Origin of the sequence: Micromonospora sp. NBRC 110037 (genome assembly GCF_001652995.1) — a bacterium.
Taxonomy (GTDB): domain Bacteria; phylum Actinomycetota; class Actinomycetes; order Mycobacteriales; family Micromonosporaceae; genus Micromonospora; species Micromonospora chalcea.
Genome location: NZ_BBVA01000002.1, coordinates 1,800,115 through 1,814,872 on the forward strand (window position 1 = coordinate 1,800,115; position 14,758 = coordinate 1,814,872).

General features: G+C 72.4%; 7 protein-coding genes. 2 read left to right on the plus strand and 5 right to left on the minus strand.

All coding sequences use genetic code 11. From position 1 onward, the window contains the following. Positions 1–47: 47 nt before the first annotated feature. Positions 48–1,613: a polysaccharide lyase family 1 protein gene (locus A4R25_RS07250; protein ID WP_064446070.1), complete on the minus strand. Its 1,566-nt coding sequence runs from the start codon at positions 1,611–1,613 to the stop codon at positions 48–50. A 330-nt stretch (positions 1,614–1,943) separates the two neighbouring features. Between A4R25_RS07250 and A4R25_RS07255 the strand changes: the two genes are divergently transcribed. Then, complete coding sequence (locus A4R25_RS07255; RefSeq protein WP_064446071.1) at positions 1,944–3,155, plus strand: hypothetical protein; 1,212 nt, start codon at positions 1,944–1,946, stop codon at positions 3,153–3,155. Here A4R25_RS07255 and A4R25_RS07260 read toward each other — a convergent pair. After that, positions 3,093–4,055 (minus strand): DMT family transporter, encoded by a 963-nt coding sequence (locus tag A4R25_RS07260; RefSeq protein WP_157538989.1) that lies wholly within the window; start codon positions 4,053–4,055, stop codon positions 3,093–3,095. The genes A4R25_RS07255 and A4R25_RS07260 overlap by 63 nt on opposite strands. Positions 4,056–4,095: 40 nt before the next feature. Here A4R25_RS07260 and A4R25_RS07265 point away from each other — a divergent pair, with 40 nt between their 5' ends. After that, positions 4,096–5,487, plus strand: a complete 1,392-nt coding sequence (locus tag A4R25_RS07265) for a PLP-dependent aminotransferase family protein (protein WP_064446073.1) — start codon at positions 4,096–4,098, stop codon at positions 5,485–5,487. A 223-nt stretch (positions 5,488–5,710) separates the two neighbouring features. Here A4R25_RS07265 and A4R25_RS07270 read toward each other — a convergent pair whose 3' ends face one another. The 3 genes from A4R25_RS07270 to A4R25_RS07280 all read right to left on the minus strand — a co-directional run bounded on the left by A4R25_RS07270 (position 5,711) and on the right by A4R25_RS07280 (position 14,735). After that, positions 5,711–9,997 carry a discoidin domain-containing protein gene (locus A4R25_RS07270; RefSeq protein ID WP_064446074.1) on the minus strand — a complete coding sequence of 1,429 codons (4,287 nt, stop codon included), beginning with the start codon at positions 9,995–9,997 and terminating at the stop codon, positions 5,711–5,713. Positions 9,998–10,083: 86 nt separating this feature from the next. Beyond that, positions 10,084–12,954: a discoidin domain-containing protein gene (locus A4R25_RS07275; protein WP_064446075.1), complete on the minus strand. Its 2,871-nt coding sequence runs from the start codon at positions 12,952–12,954 to the stop codon at positions 10,084–10,086. 155 nt (positions 12,955–13,109) lie between these two features. Next, entirely contained in the window at positions 13,110–14,735 is a 1,626-nt protein-coding gene (locus A4R25_RS07280) for a glycoside hydrolase family 13 protein (RefSeq protein WP_064446076.1), read from the minus strand. Positions 14,736–14,758 lie beyond the last annotated feature (23 nt).

Here is a 14,758-nt window from a genome sequence, read left to right on the forward strand (position 1 = left end):
CAAGGGCGGGGGCGGCCGGATCGGCCGCCCCCGCTCGTGTGTGACTGCTAGCTGGCGTACGTCTCGAACTCGCCGACTCTCGGCGTACCGTTGGAGCTGTTGATCTTGAAGTTGATCTTCTTCAGCGAGGTCGCGCCGAAGGTGATCTGGCCGGCCCCGTTGCCGGAGGCCAGCACCGCGCCGGTGTCGTTGTTGACGAGCTGCCAGGACCCGATCGAGCCCGAGGTGCCGGACGGCTCGCGGATGACCACGCGGGAGACGGTGGTGGCCGAGCCCCACTTGATCGAGACGGTGCCGGTCGACCCCGACGGCGACCAGTAGGTGCTCAGGTTGCCGTCGCGCACGTTGCCGTAGCTGGTGCCGTCGGCCTTGCTGGACCCGTCCGCGCCGGCGCCGGAGACGAGGCTCAGGTTGGTCCCGCCGGACGGCGGCGGGGTGGTCGTCCCGGGCGGCGGCGTGGTCGGTGCGGGCGTGGTCGGCCCCGGCGTCGTCGGCGCCGGGGACTGCGGCGTGCAGTTGCCGTCGGACACCCGCAGGCCGGTGTTCGCGCCCGCCGTCTGCCGCACGATGTCCGGCACACAGCTCGCCGCGTCGAGCCGGTACGAGTACGGGACGCTCACGGTGGTCGTCGAGGTCACGTTCGGACCCGCCGGGTAGTTGTCGCTGCCCGGCGAGGACCAGGTCACGTTGTCGAAGATGTTGCCACTGACCTGCCAGGTGCCGCGCTCGCTGGTGTAGAACGTGCCGAGCACGTCCTTGGAGTTGCGGAAGTAGTTGTTGTCCACCTTGGCCCGTGCGCCGGCCCGGGAGTTGATGCCCGACTCGTGCAGCCCGTTGTAGTGGTTGTTGAACATGTGGGCGATCCCGCCGCGCAGCAACGGCGTACGGGAGTCGATGTTCTCGTACAGGTTGTGCTCGAACGTGATGTAGCCGTTGCCGCGGTCGCTCTCACTCGATCCGATCAGGCCACCGCGGCCGGAGTTGCGCAGGATGCTGTACGACAGCGTCACGTACTGGGTGTCGTCCTTCATGTCGAACAGGCCGTCGTAGCCCTCCGACTCCCCGCCGGACGCCTCCAGCGTCACGTGGTCGACCCAGACGTTACGGACGCTGCTCTCCATGCCGATCGCGTCACCACCGTTGGAGGTGGGCGAGCCGGACTTCTTGACGTTGCGCACCGTCACGTTGCGGATGATGATGTTGCGGGAGTCGCGGATGTGGATGCCGAGCTGGTCGAAGACGGCGCCGCTGCCCACCCCGATGATCGTGACGTTGCTGATCTGCTTCAGCTCGATCACGCCGTCGGCGGTGTTGCAGCTCGATCCGGAGACCTTGCTGGTGTTGCCGTGGTTGATGGTCCCGGTCACCTCGATGATGATCGGGGTGCTGCTGCTGGCCCGGCCGCAGAGCGCGGCGTGGATGGCGGTGCCGGTGGTGGCGCGTACGGTCTGCCCGCCCGCGCCGCCGGTCGTGCCGCCGTTCTGGGTGGCGTAGCCGGTGGCGCTGCCGGCCGCCGCCGACGCCTGCGGGGACGGCAGCGCCACGGCGACGGCGATACCGACGACCGCCGTGGCCAGTGCCGCGTGGAGTCGCAGCGCGACTGGTCTTCTCATGTCGCCTCATTCCTTTTTCGAGCACGCGGGAATTGCCGCCGAGCCGCGGCAGCAACCGAATGGGAATAGTGCGGAGCCGCGACGCGATCAGGCGCGTCGCCGGCGGATGTCGTTCATCTGCGATGCCCGGGCCGCAAACGAAACATCGATGTAACGCGATCGTATGAAAGCGCTTTCGCTCAGGGCAAGAGGTAGCGTTTGCAGGTTTTTTGCACTGCTCAGGGCGGCCGGACGCCGGGGACGCCACCTTGACGGGCGGCGAGATCGATGGTTGCCTGCACCTCACCCTCGCATCGACATCCGTCTAACTCTGCCCCCACGAGGAGCGCCATGTCCCGATCCCGCAGGACCTGCACCCCGGCGGTCGTCGCCGGCGCGGTCGCCGCCGTCCTGGCCGCCTCCCCGGCCCCCGCCGCGCCCCTGGCGGCACCGGCCACCGGCAACACCTGGAGCGCCGACCTGGCCGTAGTCGACTCCGACGACGTCAACGTCCGCTGGACCGGCACGGAACTGCGCCTCGCCGACCCGGCGTACCGGCCCGCGGCCCGGCGCGGCATCGCGGCCGAGGGCACGCTGCTCGTCGCGCCGCATTCACTCGCCGCACCGGCCAACCGGGTCCGGGCCGACGTCGTCGCAGTCCCCGCCCGCGACGGCGCCGTCGAGGTGGCGGCGCGCGGCTGGCGATCGGGCGCGTGGACCGAATGGCGGGCCGTGGCCGGCGCCGCCGTCTTCGACCAGCCGGTCACCCGGGTGCAGATCCGGGTGGTCCTCACCGCCGACCAGCCGTCCGCCGCGCCCAGCCTGCGCACGGTCCGGCTCACCGCCGACTCGGTCGCCGCCGTCACGGCCGCCACGCCCGGCCTCACCTACCGGGTGTACGCCACCCGCGAGGGCCTGGTCGGCGGCACCACCGCCAACGGGCACGTGATCGTCTCCCGGGACCACTTCGTCGCGCTGCCCTCGTTCCGCGGACTCGCGCCGAAGAACACCGGCGACTACACCGTGCGGGTCTGCACCACCACCCGCAGCCGCTGCGAGTACGCGCCGGTCTGGGACGTCGGACCGTGGAACACCAAGGACGACTACTGGAACCCCAGCAGCACCCGGGAGATGTGGAAGGACCTGCCGCAGGGCCGGCCCGAGGCGCAGGCGGCGTACCAGAGCGGCTACAACGGCGGGCGGGACCAGTTCGGACGTGTGGTGGGCAGCCCGGCCGGCATCGACCTCGCCGACGGCACGTTCTGGGACGGCCTGCTGCTGACCGACAACGCCTGGGTCGACGTCGCCTACCTCTGGACCGGCACCGGCACCCGCGGCCGCATCGGCAGCGGGCCGCTCAACATCCGCTCCGGTCCCAGCACGAGCAACCCGGTCGTCGGGCTGGCCGCCACGTACGCCGACGTGCCGATCGAGTGCTCGGTCAGCGGCCAGTCGGTGAGCGGCCCGTACCGGACCACCACCCAGTGGAACCGCCTCGCGTCAGGACACTTCGTCAGCCACGCGTACGTCTCCAGCGTGACCGGCACCATCGCGCCCTGCTGAGGGCGACCGGCCCGGGGCGCGCGACGGTGTCGCGCCGCCCCGGGTGCGCTGGATGAGCACGACGCAGGCGAGCACCGCGCCCGCCACCACGAGCGCGCCGGGCGTGACCGCCTCGCCGAGCAGCAGTGCCGACCAGATCAGCGTGAGCACCGGCTGGACGAGCTGGATCTGGCCGACCTTGGCGATGCCGCCCCGGGCCAGCCCGGCGTACCAGGCGAAGAAGCCGAGGAACATCGACACCACTGTGAGGTAGCCGAACCCGGCCCACGCGGCGATGCCGCCGTGCGGCGGGTGGACGAACGCGGCAACCGCCGTGACCGGCGCGGTGACCGGGAGTGACAGCAGCAACGCCCAGCAGATCGTGCGGGCGCCGCCGAGTTCGCGGGCGAGCCGGCCGCCCTCGGCGTACCCGAGTCCGCAGAGCACCACGGCGGCGAGCAGGTACAGGTCGGCGGGCGCCAGCGTCCCGCGGATCGAGCCGCCGGCGGCGAGGAACGCGAGCACCAGCGCCAGTCCGGCGACGCTGGCGATCCAGAACAGCGGCGGCGGCCGTTCCCCGGCCCGCAGCACCGCGAACACCGCCGTCATGGCGGGCAGCACGGTGACCACCACCGCGCCGTGCGCCGATGTCTGTGTGGTGAGCGCCAGCGAGGTGAACAGCGGGAAGCCGACCACGACGCCGAGCGCGACGATGGACAGCCGTCGCCACTGGTCCCGGGTGGGGCGTGGGGCGCCGGTGAGCCGCAGGTAGGCCCACGCGAGCAGCGCCGCGCCGACGGCCCGTCCGAACGCGACGAACCAGGGGTCGAGTGTGTGCACCGCGACGCGGGTGGCCGGCAGCGACATGCTGAAGGCCAGCACGCCCAGCGCGCCGAGGGCGACCCCGCCGCCCGCTCCCACCGTTACCCTCGTTGGTGCAGTAGCGCTACTCTGTGCCGTCATGAATGATGGTAGCGCTATCGAGCGTGTCGTCCGGCATCTGGGTGCGCTGGCGGCGGACGCCGTCCCCGGCACGCGACTGCCGTCGGTACGGGAGCTGACCGCCCACCATCACGTCTCCCCCGTCACCGTCGCCGAGGCGACCCGGCGGCTCGTCGCCGACGGCCTGATCGAGACACGGCCGGGACGTGGCGCGTACGTGTCGAACCGGCGCGCCGACCCACCACGGCCGGACCTGTCGTGGCAGACCGTCGCGCTGGGCTCACGGCGCGACGGCGAGGAGGAGATGCAGGCGCTGCTGTCGCTACCGCCGTCGGGCGCGATCCCGCTGACCGGCGGCTACCTGGACCCGGACCTCCAGCCGGCCGCCGCGCTCGGCGCGGCGCTCGCCCGCGCCGCCCGGCAACCGGCGGCGTGGCAGCGCGGCCCGGTCGAGGGACGCGCCGACCTGCGCGCCTGGTTCGCCCGAGCGGCCGGCGGGGGCCTGCGCGCCGAGGACATGGTGATCTGCCCGGGCGGGCAGGCCGCGCTCTCCACCACGCTGCGGGCGCTCACCACACCCGGCGACACGCTGCTCGTCGAATCCCCCACCTATCTGGGCGCGCTCGCCGCCGCGCGCGCCGCCGGACTGCGGGTGGTGCCGGTGCCCGCCGACACCGACGGGGTACGCCCCGACCAGCTCGCCGCCGCGTTCGCCCGCACCGGCGCCCGCCTGTTCTACTGCCAGCCGCTGCACGCCAACCCGCACGGCGCGACGCTCTCCCCCGCACGGCGCGCCCAGGTCGCCGAGGCGGTACGCGACGCCGGGGCGTTCCTCATCGAGGACGACTACGCCCGCGACCTCACCATCGACGGGGAGGCCCCGCCACCGCTGGCCGCCGACGACCCCGACGGGCACGTCGTCTACCTGCGCTCACTCACCAAACCGGCAGCGCCCGGCCTGCGCATCGCCGCGCTCGGCGCGCGCGGACCGGCCGGAGCCCGGCTGCGCGCCGCCCGCCTGCTCGACGACCTGTTCGTCGCCGGGCCGCTGCAACAGGCGGCGCTGGAGTTCCTGACCGCGCCCACCTGGGACCGGCACCGCCGCAGCCTGCGCGTACAGCTGCGGGCCCGCCGGGAGGCGCTGCTAGCCGCACTGAACCGCCACCTGCCGCAGCTGGCGCCGCGCGACGTCCCGCGCGGCGGCCTGCACCTGTGGGTACGCCTGCCCGACAACACCGACGACGTAACGGTGACCACGGCTGCCGCGGCAGCGGGGGTGACAGTCTTCCCCGGCCGCCCCTGGTACGCCGCCGAACCCCCCGCCCCGCACCTGCGCCTCACGTACGCCGCCGCCCCACCCGAGCAGATGGACGAGGCGATCCGCCGCCTCTCCACCGCCCTCCCCCACTGACCGGCGGACCTACCTCCCCCGTCGATCTTGGACTTGTGGTGCCACAGCTTGTCGGCTTCGCCCCACTATCAGAGGCGCCACAACTCCAAGATCGCCGTGCCGCCCTCGACGCCCGCCCCGTCCCGTCCCGCGATCTTGCAGTTCGCGCCCCCTGATACCAGGAGTAATCCGGCATCGCGGGGGCCGAAAGTGCAAGATCGCGGGGGTGGGAGAGGCCGCGAGGTTAGTTGCGGGTGATGGTGAAGGTTGTGGTGGTGTTCTTGATGTCCTGGGCGTTGTCGGTCAGGCGGAGGTTGGTGAAGGTGGCCGCGCCGACCGCGGGGCCCTGACCTGCCTCGGGCATCTCGTTGACCCAGATGCCGAAGCCGGACTTCGCATCGAACGCGTCACCGCTGCGCCGCGCGCCGGAGATCGATACGTTCGTCAGCACCGTGTCGGTGATCGGGTTCTCCGGCTGGCTGCCGTTGTACTTGGTCTGGAACATGATCCCCGAGTACGTCGGATCGACGATGTCCACGTCGCTCACCCGGATGCCACGGAACTCCTTGGACGCGGAGAACAACCACATCGCCGGGAACGTCTGCGCGCCCCAGAAGTGCCCGCCGGAGCGGATCAGCGAGATGTTCTCGAACCGGGTGGGCGGGCTGGCGCCGAACCCGACGAACGGGTAGCCGAAGTCCAGCGAGCTGATCGTGATGCCCGAGTACGTGAGCTGGTCGGCGATGTACAGGTTGCGGAACACGTTGTCGTAGCCGCCGTACACCGCCAGCCCGGCTGCCCGCCAGGTCAGCGTGGCGGTCAGGTTCTCGAACACGTTGCCGTGGTTGCCGCCTGAGCCACCCTGGTCGGTGGCGGAGAACAACGCGAACGCGTCGTCGCCGTTGGACCGGCCCTCCGAGTTGGTGACCAGGTTGTTCGTGCTGCCGTTGGTCATGTTCACGGCGTCGGCGAAGGTGTTGCGGAATCGGCTGTCCCGGATGGTCAGCCCGTCCACGCTCACCCCCCAGTACGCGCAGACGGTGTGCTCCACCCAGACGCTGTCCAGCGTCAGGTCGTCCACGTCCTTCAGTTCGCCCCACACCTTGCCGGGACCGTCGATCCGGTTGGTGTAGTTGCCGAAGAACGCCAGGTGGGCGAAGGTCGAGCCGCTGGCCGAGGACTCGACCCGGAAACCGGCGTCGGTGTTCTGCTGGTTGCGCGGCGTCTGGAACCGGGTGAACCACATGCCGGCGCCGACGACGTTCACCGCCTTGCCGTACACCTGGAACTTCTGCGCCGTCTCGTACGTGCCGGCGGGCAGGTAGACGCCGACCAGCGTGCCGGTGGTGTCCATCCGTACCGCGTCGAGCGCGTTCTGCACGTCGGCGTGGCTGAACCCGGTCGGAACCTTGTAGCGGGCCGGGTCGGGGTTGGCGCGCGGCGACACCAGTTCGGTGTCGACGAAGTCGATCGCGTACGTGGTGCTGTTCGCCGGGTCCTTCTGGAGCCGGATCCGGCTGCCCGCCGGGACCGTGGTGTCGAGCAGCACGTTCGCCTCGTCGTACAGGTGCCGGGGCGCGCCCGCGCTCGGCGAGTCGCTGGGACCGGCCTCGGCGCCGTAGAGCCAGATGTGCTTCGAGGTGAGGCTCATCGGCTTGTGCAGCACACCGTTGACGTACACGTTGATCGTCGAGTCGATCCCGCCGCCGCCCGGCGCGTCCGGGATGGAGTAGCGGGCCACCAGGGCGTTCGCGGCCGAGCGGGTGGTCCACTCGACGTACGCGCCGGTGGTGTTGAGCGTGACCGCGCGACGCCCGGACGCCTCCCCGGCGAGGTCGCCGATGGTGCGGTTCGGGCCGATGACCTGCGCGCCGCCTCCGGTCGTGCCGTCCTCGGCCTCGTACGCGTCGTACGGCAGGTTCGCCCCGCGGCCGACGAACAGCGCCCGGTCGCTGGTGTTGTTCTGCCGCTTCACCGGCAGCTCGTTGCCGTCGTCTGCGAGCACCACCCGCACCGTGTACCGGCCGTTGGCGGCGGTCCACGTGCCGAGCGACACCGGTCCGGCGGTGGCACCGGCCGCGATCGTGCCGCTGTACGAGCCGGTGAGCGTACGGACCACCGCCCCGGACTGGTCGCGCACTGTCAGCGTGATGCCGTGCGCGCCGCTCGCCGACGCGATGGTGCCCTGGTTGCGCAGCGTCACCGCGAAGGAGACGGTGGCGCCGGCGCTCGGCGTGCCGGGTGACCAGGTGACGGCGGAGGCGACCAGGTCGGAGCTGGCGACCGGGCTGACGGTCAGCGGGGTCGGGCTGGTGTGGGAGTTGTTCGCCTCGTTCTGCTCGATCACCGCGTTCGACTCGTCGACCTTCGCGGTGAGCTGGTAGCTGCCGGCGTCGCGTACGCCGATGGTGGCCGAGACGGTGCTCGACGCGCCCGCGGCGAGCGCGCCGACGGCGGCGGTGCCGACCTTCGTCGTACCCAGGTAGAGGTTGACGTCGGTGGCGGCGGAGGCCGCGGTGCCGGCGTTGCGCACGGTGGCGGACAGCGTGATCGCGTCGGTCTCCACCGGCGCGGACGGCGCGGCGGTGACGGCCGTGACGGTGAGGTCCGGGTTCGGCGCCGGGACGCCGATGACCTGGAGTTCGGCGACCTGGCCGTTGGCGGAGCCGGAGTTCGCGGTGAACTGGAGCCGGACGTCGGCTGCGGTCGCGGAGACCGGGACGGTCACCGTGTTGGCGCTGTTCGGGTTGAAGGAGTACGTGGCGGAGCCGACCAGGCTGGTGAACCCGGACGCGGACTGCTCCCGCCCGAGCACCTGGAACGTCTGGGTGCGCGCGCCCCACGCCGGGTCCGGGTTGAGCTTCACGACGACGGCGCTGATCGCGGCGTTGGCGCCGAGCGCGACGGTGAGCGTGCTCGGGTACGCGCCGGGCGCGCCCTCCCAGTACGTGGTGACGTCGTTGTCGACGGCGTTGGCGGCGGCGAACACGTGCACCATCGACGACGCGGTGGCGGGCTTGCCGACCGCCAGGTTCGTGCCGCCGGTGCTGCTGCCGGTACGGGTGACGGTGTTGCTGTTCGCCGACACGTTCCCGGCGGCGTCGCGGGCCCGCACGTGGTACGAGACGGTCGCGCTGTCCGGCTGGCTGTCGGTGTAGGTGAGCGTGGAGCCGCTGACCGTGGTGCGCAGCGTGCCGTTGGCGTACACCTCGTAGCCGGTGACGCCCACGTTGTCCGTGGACGCGGTCCAGGTCAGCCGGATCTGCCCGCTCGCCGGCTGGGTGTAGGCCAGGTTGCCGGGCGCGGTGGGCGCGACAGTGTCCCCGGTGTTGCCGGTGCGGGTGACCGTGTTGCTGTTCGCCGACACGTTCCCGGCCGCGTCCCGCGCCCGCACGTAGTAGGAGACGGTGGTCCCGGCGGGCTGGGTGTCGGTGTACGTCAGCGTGGTGCCGCCGACGGTGGTGCGCAGCACGCCGTTGGCGTACACGTCGTAGCCGGTGACGCCCACGTTGTCGGTGGACGCGGTCCAGGTCAGCCGCACCTGGTCGGTGGCGGGCTCGGTGAACGCGAGGTTGCCGGGCGCGCTCGGCGCCTGGGTGTCGCCGGTGACCGGGCCGTAGACCTCCAGCTCGCCGAGCTGCCCGGCGGGCCAGGCGCTGTTCGCGGTGAACAGCAGCCGCACGTACCGGGTGGACGCGGTGGGCACGGTGACCGTCACGGTGTTGCCGCCGCCCGGGTCGAACGCGTACGACGCGGACCCGACGAGCGTGCCGAACGCAGAACCGTTCGTGCTGCCCTGCACGGTGATCGTCTGGGTGCGTGCGCCCCAGCCGGACGGCAGCCGCAGCACCAGCCGGTTGACGCTGGTGGCGGCGCCCAGGTCGGCCTGGATCCACTGCGGGAACGCGTTGTTCGGGCTCTCCCAGTACGTGGCCGCGTTGCCGTCGTTGGCGTTGCCCGCGCCGTACACGTCGGCGTGACCGCTCTCGGTCATGGTCCGGCCGAGCGCCAGGTTGGTCGAGGAGGTGGCCGCGCCGTACACCTCCAGCTCGGCGAGCTGAGCGGCGGCCCAGCCGGTGTTCGCGGTGATCACGACCCGCAGGTAGCGGGCGTCGGTGGCGGTGAAGCCGAGCGTCACGGTGTTGGCGGCGGCCGGGCTGAACGTCCGGGCGGCGGACGCGACGACAGTGGTGAAGCCGCTGCCGTCGGCGCTGGCCTGCACGGACAGCGTCTGGTTGCGGGCCTCCCAGGCGGCAGGGAGCTTCAGCACTACCTGGTCGACGGCGCGGCTGGTGCCGAGGTCGACCTGCGCCCACTGGGGCAGCGCGCCGCTGCTCTCCCAGTAGCTGCCCTGGTTGCCGTCGGTCAGGTTGGCCGCGACGTAGGGGCCGTTGACGCTGCTGGCGGTGGCGGTGCGCCCGGCGGCGAGGTTCGGGCCGCCGGCGGCGAGGGCCGGTGGGGCGGGGGCCGCGGTGACGACCAGGCCGATCGCGGCGAGCACCGCGACGATTCCGGTACGGAGTCTGGACATGGTGGACGGACACCTTCTTCCCGGGGGAGGTGGAGAGGCGTTCGGGGGTGCGGTGGCGCGGCGGGGATGGTCCCCGCCGCGCCGGGTCAGGAGGCGTACACCTCGAACTCGGACAGCTGGCCGGCCGGCCAGCCGGTGTTGCCGGTGAACGTCAGCCGCACGAAGCGGCGGTCACCGGCGGGCAGCGCGATCGACACGCTGTTGCCGCCCGCCGGGTCGAACGTGTAGCCCGCCGCCGCCTTCAGCGTCGAGAACGACGAGCCGTCGGTGGAGCCGAGCACCGCCACGGTCTGGGTGCGGGTCTGCCAGGCCGCCGACGGGGGCAGTTTCAGCACCACCCGGGCGACCGGCCGGGCGCTGCCCAGGTCGACCGTCACCGACTGGGGGAAGGCGTTGTTGGCGCTCTCCCAGTAGGTGTTCGCGTTGCCGTCGACGGTGTTGGCGGCGCCGTACACGTCGGCGTGGCTGGTCTCCGCGACCGGCCGGCCCGCCGCCAGGTTGCCGGTCGGTGGCGCGGTGGTGGGCGGCGGGGTCGTGGTGGGCGGCGGTGTGGTGGTGCCGCCGCCGTACACCTCCAGTTCGGCGAGCTGGCCCGCCGGCCAGCCGGTGTTGCCGGTGACGGTGACCCGGACGAACCGCCGGTCGCCGGACGGCAGCGCGATCGGCACGGTGTTGCCGACGGCCGGGTCGAAGACGCGGCCCGCCGACGCGGCGAGCGTCGTGTACGAGGAGCCGTCGGTGGAGCCGAGCACGGACAGCGTCTGGGTACGCCTTTCCCAGCCGGGCGGGAGCTTCAGCACCACCCGGTCGACGGTGCGGGACGTGCCGAGGTCGACGGTGAGCGACTGCGGGAACGCGTTGTTGGCGCTCTCCCAGTAGCTGGCCGGGTTGCCGTCGACGGCGTTGCCGGCGGCGTACGTCTGGGTGGTGCTGGTGGCGGTCGCCGGGCGGCCCAGGGCAAGGTTCCCGCCGGCCGGCGGCGGTGTGGTCGGCGGCGCGGTGGTCGGCGGGGCCGTCGTCGGCGCTGCCGTGGTCGGCGCCGGGCTGGTCGGCGGCGGGCTGGACGGTCCGTTGCCCCACTGCGGCTGCGGCCACGGCCCGCAGTACGGGGTGGGCGTGTACCAGCCGGAGTTGCCGGCGCCCTGGGTGATCTGGAAGCCGCTGCCGACGCAGTTGTGGATCGGGTTGGACTGGGCGATGCCGGTGGCCCGCACGTTGGTGAACCGGACCTGGCTGGGCGCCTGCACCTGGAGCGCGTACGTGCCAGCACCGTCGATGCGGACGTTGTCGAACGAGATGCCGCTGGTCTGCCCCTCGATCCAGTGCAGCGCCGCGTACGAGCTGTCCAGGATGTCGGTGTCGGTGACGTTGATCGTGGCGCCCTGGATCGGCTCGTTGAGCGCGGAGAACCAGATCGCGCCCACGCCGAACTGCCAGTTGTAGTCGGAGTTGCCGTTGCGGATCAGTGTGTTGCGGGCCACCGTGATCGTGCCGGCCACGGCGGTCGGCCCGGTGACGCCCGGATAGCGGTTCGCCACGTGGATGCCGCCGCCGTTGGTGACCGAGTCGGCGGTGACGTTGTCGGCGATGGTGATGTCCCGCCCGCCGTACGTGACCAGGTGGTTGGCCAGGATCGTCACGCCGATGGTGTTGCGGGTGAAGGAGTTGCCCACGTTCGGCACGCTCTGCGCCCACATGGCCAGCGCGTCGTCACCGGTGTTGCGGACGAACGTGTTCGTCACCGTGGAGTTGGTGACGCCCCAGTGGAAGTTCACCCCGTCGGCGGTCTGGTCCAGGATGCGGCTGTTGCGGATGGTGAAGTTGTCCATCGGCCCGTCCATCCAGGCGCCGACCTTGGTGTGCTGCAACCACAGGTTGTCCACCACCGAGTTGCTCATCGCGCCGCCGATGGCGTTGACCTGGTCCTCGTCGACGCGTTCCCGGATGTCGCCGATGATGGCGAAGTCCCGCAGCGTGACGTTGCGGCTGGGCCCACCGGCCTCGTGCGGACGGATCTCGCCGGAGTAGCCGCCGCCCGGCACGTACTTGCCGTAGATGCCGGCGGCACGTTTACGGTCGGTGGGGTGCCGGCCGCCGAGCACCGAGTACCAGGGCCCGGCGCCGCGCAGCGTCACGCCGTCGACCACCACGTGGTCCCAGAGCGTGAACGTGCCGGCCGGGATCCACACCGCCCGGCCCTGCGCCTTGCCGGCGTCCACCGCGGCCTGGAACTTCGCCGTCGAGTCGGTGGCTCCGGTCGGGTCGGCGCCGAAGTCGGTCACCACGTCCAGCACGCCGGACGGCTTGGTGATCTGCGCGCCGACCAGCTCGAAGTCGGCCAGGTCGATGGTGAACGTGGGTGACTGGGCGGTCGAGGACACCTGGAGGCGGATCTTCGTGCCGGCCGGGTACGTGGTGCCGAACATGGTGCGGGTCTCGTCGTAGAAGTGGTGCGGGTTGGTGTCGCCCGGGTTGTTGTTGAACGGGTAGCCGCCGTAGTACCAGCCGTACCGGGAGGTGACCGGCACCGCCTTGACCAGGGTGCCGTTGGCGCGCAGGTCGATGGTGGCGTCGCGGCCGGTGCCGGCGGCGTTGTCCGGCAGGCTGTACCGGAACGTGACCGCGTTGGCGGGGGCGGTGAGCGTGAACTCGACGTACTCGCCGACGGCGTCGAGCGTGACCGCCTCCCGGCCGGACGCCTCGGACGGCAGCGTGCCGTAGCGCCGGTCGGGGCCGATCTTCGTGCCGTTGTGGGTGGCCTGTTCGGCTTCCTGCTCGCGGAACGGCACGGTGGCGCCGCGTCCGGTGATGTCGAACGGGGACAGTCCGGCGGCGTACGCCGGGGTGGCGGTCGTGGTGAGCGCCACGACGACGAGTGTCGAGGCGGCGAGCGCGGCGGCGGCCAGGACGGCCACGCCGGTGCTGCGGTGGCGGTGCGCGGTGCGGTGCTCGGCCATGCGGGGTGTGCTCCCTTTCGTCGGTGGCCAGATCCCCCCCGTGCGGCGTTGCCTCTCCTTCCTCCTCCCCAGGTGCGCGGCGTCTGTGGCGGCCGGGACGGGCCGCCGGGTGGTTCGGCGGCGCCGGCGGCGGGACGGGGCCGCCGGCGCCGCGGTCAGGCCGATCGGGTACGCAGCCAGACCGCGGTGTCCGGTGGCAGCCGGTCGTCGTCGAGTGGGCCGCTGGCGAGCAGCAGCTCGTCGTGCGCGGGCAGCGGCACGGCGGCGTCGCCGAGGTTGACCAGGCAGGTGAAGCCGGGTTCGCGGGCGAACGCGAGCACGCCGTGCGGTGCGGGCAGCCACGCCAGGGTGCCGTCGCCGAGCGCGGGTTCGGCGCGGCGCAGCGTCAGCGCGGCCCGGTACAGCTCCAGCATCGAGTGCGGGTCGCCGGTCTGGGCGCGGACCGTGCGGTCCTTCCAGTCGGCAGGTTGCGGCAGCCACGGCGCGGCTGCGGCGCCGTCGGGGCTGAACCCGAACGGCGGCGTGTCGCCCTGCCAGGGCAGCGGCACCCGGCACCCGTCGCGGCCGGGGTCGACCCGCCCGGACCGCTCCCACATCGGGTCCTGCCGCAGCTCGTACGGGATGTCCTCGACCTCCCAGAGGCCCAGCTCCTCGCCCTGGTAGACGTAGGCGGCGCCGGGCAGCGCGAGGGACAGCAGCGCGGCGGCGCGGGCCCGGCGGGTGCCCAGTTCCAGGTCGGTGGGGATGCCCTCGCGCTTGGCGGCGAAGCTGAACCGGGTGTCGGCGCGGCCGTACCGGGTGACGTGCCGGGTGACGTCGTGGTTGGACAGCACCCAGGTGGCGGGCGCGCCGACCGGGGCGTGCGCGGCCAGCGTGCCGTCGATGCTCTCCCGCAGCGCGGTGGCGTCCCAGGCGCAGCCGAGGAAGTCGAAGTTGAACGCGGTGTGCAGCTCGTCCGGGCGCAGGTAGTTCGCGAACCGCTGCCGGTCGGGCAGCCACACCTCGCCGACCAGTGCGCGCCCGCCCGGGTACGAGTCGGCGATGCGCCGCCAGGCGCGGTACACGTCGTGCACGCCGTCCTGGTCGCGGAACGGGTGCGGCCGGTCCGGGTGGACCTCGGGCAGCGTGCCGTCCTTGACGAGCAGCCCGGCCGAGTCGATGCGGATGCCGTCCACGCCCCGCTCGAACCAGAACCGCAGGATGTCCTCGAACTCTTCGCGGACCCGGGGGTGGTCCCAGTTGAAGTCGGGTTGCTGCGGGGCGAACAGGTGCAGGTACCAGTCGCCGGGGGTGCCGTCCGGGTCGGTGGTGCGGGTCCAGGTCGGGCCGCCGAACTCGCCGGTCCAGTCGGTGGGCGGCAGGTCGCCGCCGGGCCCCCGGCCGGGGCGGAACCAGAACAGGTCCCGTTCGGGCGCGCCCGGCCCGCCCGCGAGCGCGGCCTGGAACCACTGGTGCGCGTCGGAGCAGTGGTTGGGCACCACGTCGACGATGCTGCGGATGCCGAGCGCGTGCGCCTCGGCGATCAGCGCCTCCACCTCGGCGAGCGTGCCGAAGACCGGGTCGATGTCGCGGTAGTCGGACACGTCGTAGCCGGCGTCGGCCATCGGCGACGGATACCAGGGGCTGAACCAGATGGCGTCGACGCCGAGCGCGGCGAGGTGGTCCAGGCGGGACCGGATGCCGGCGACGTCGCCGATCCCGTCGCCGTTGCCGTCGGCGAAACTGCGCGGATAGACCTGGTAGATCACCGCGGAGCGCCACCACGGGCTGTTGTCGGCCATGGACACGGGCACCTGCTTTCTGC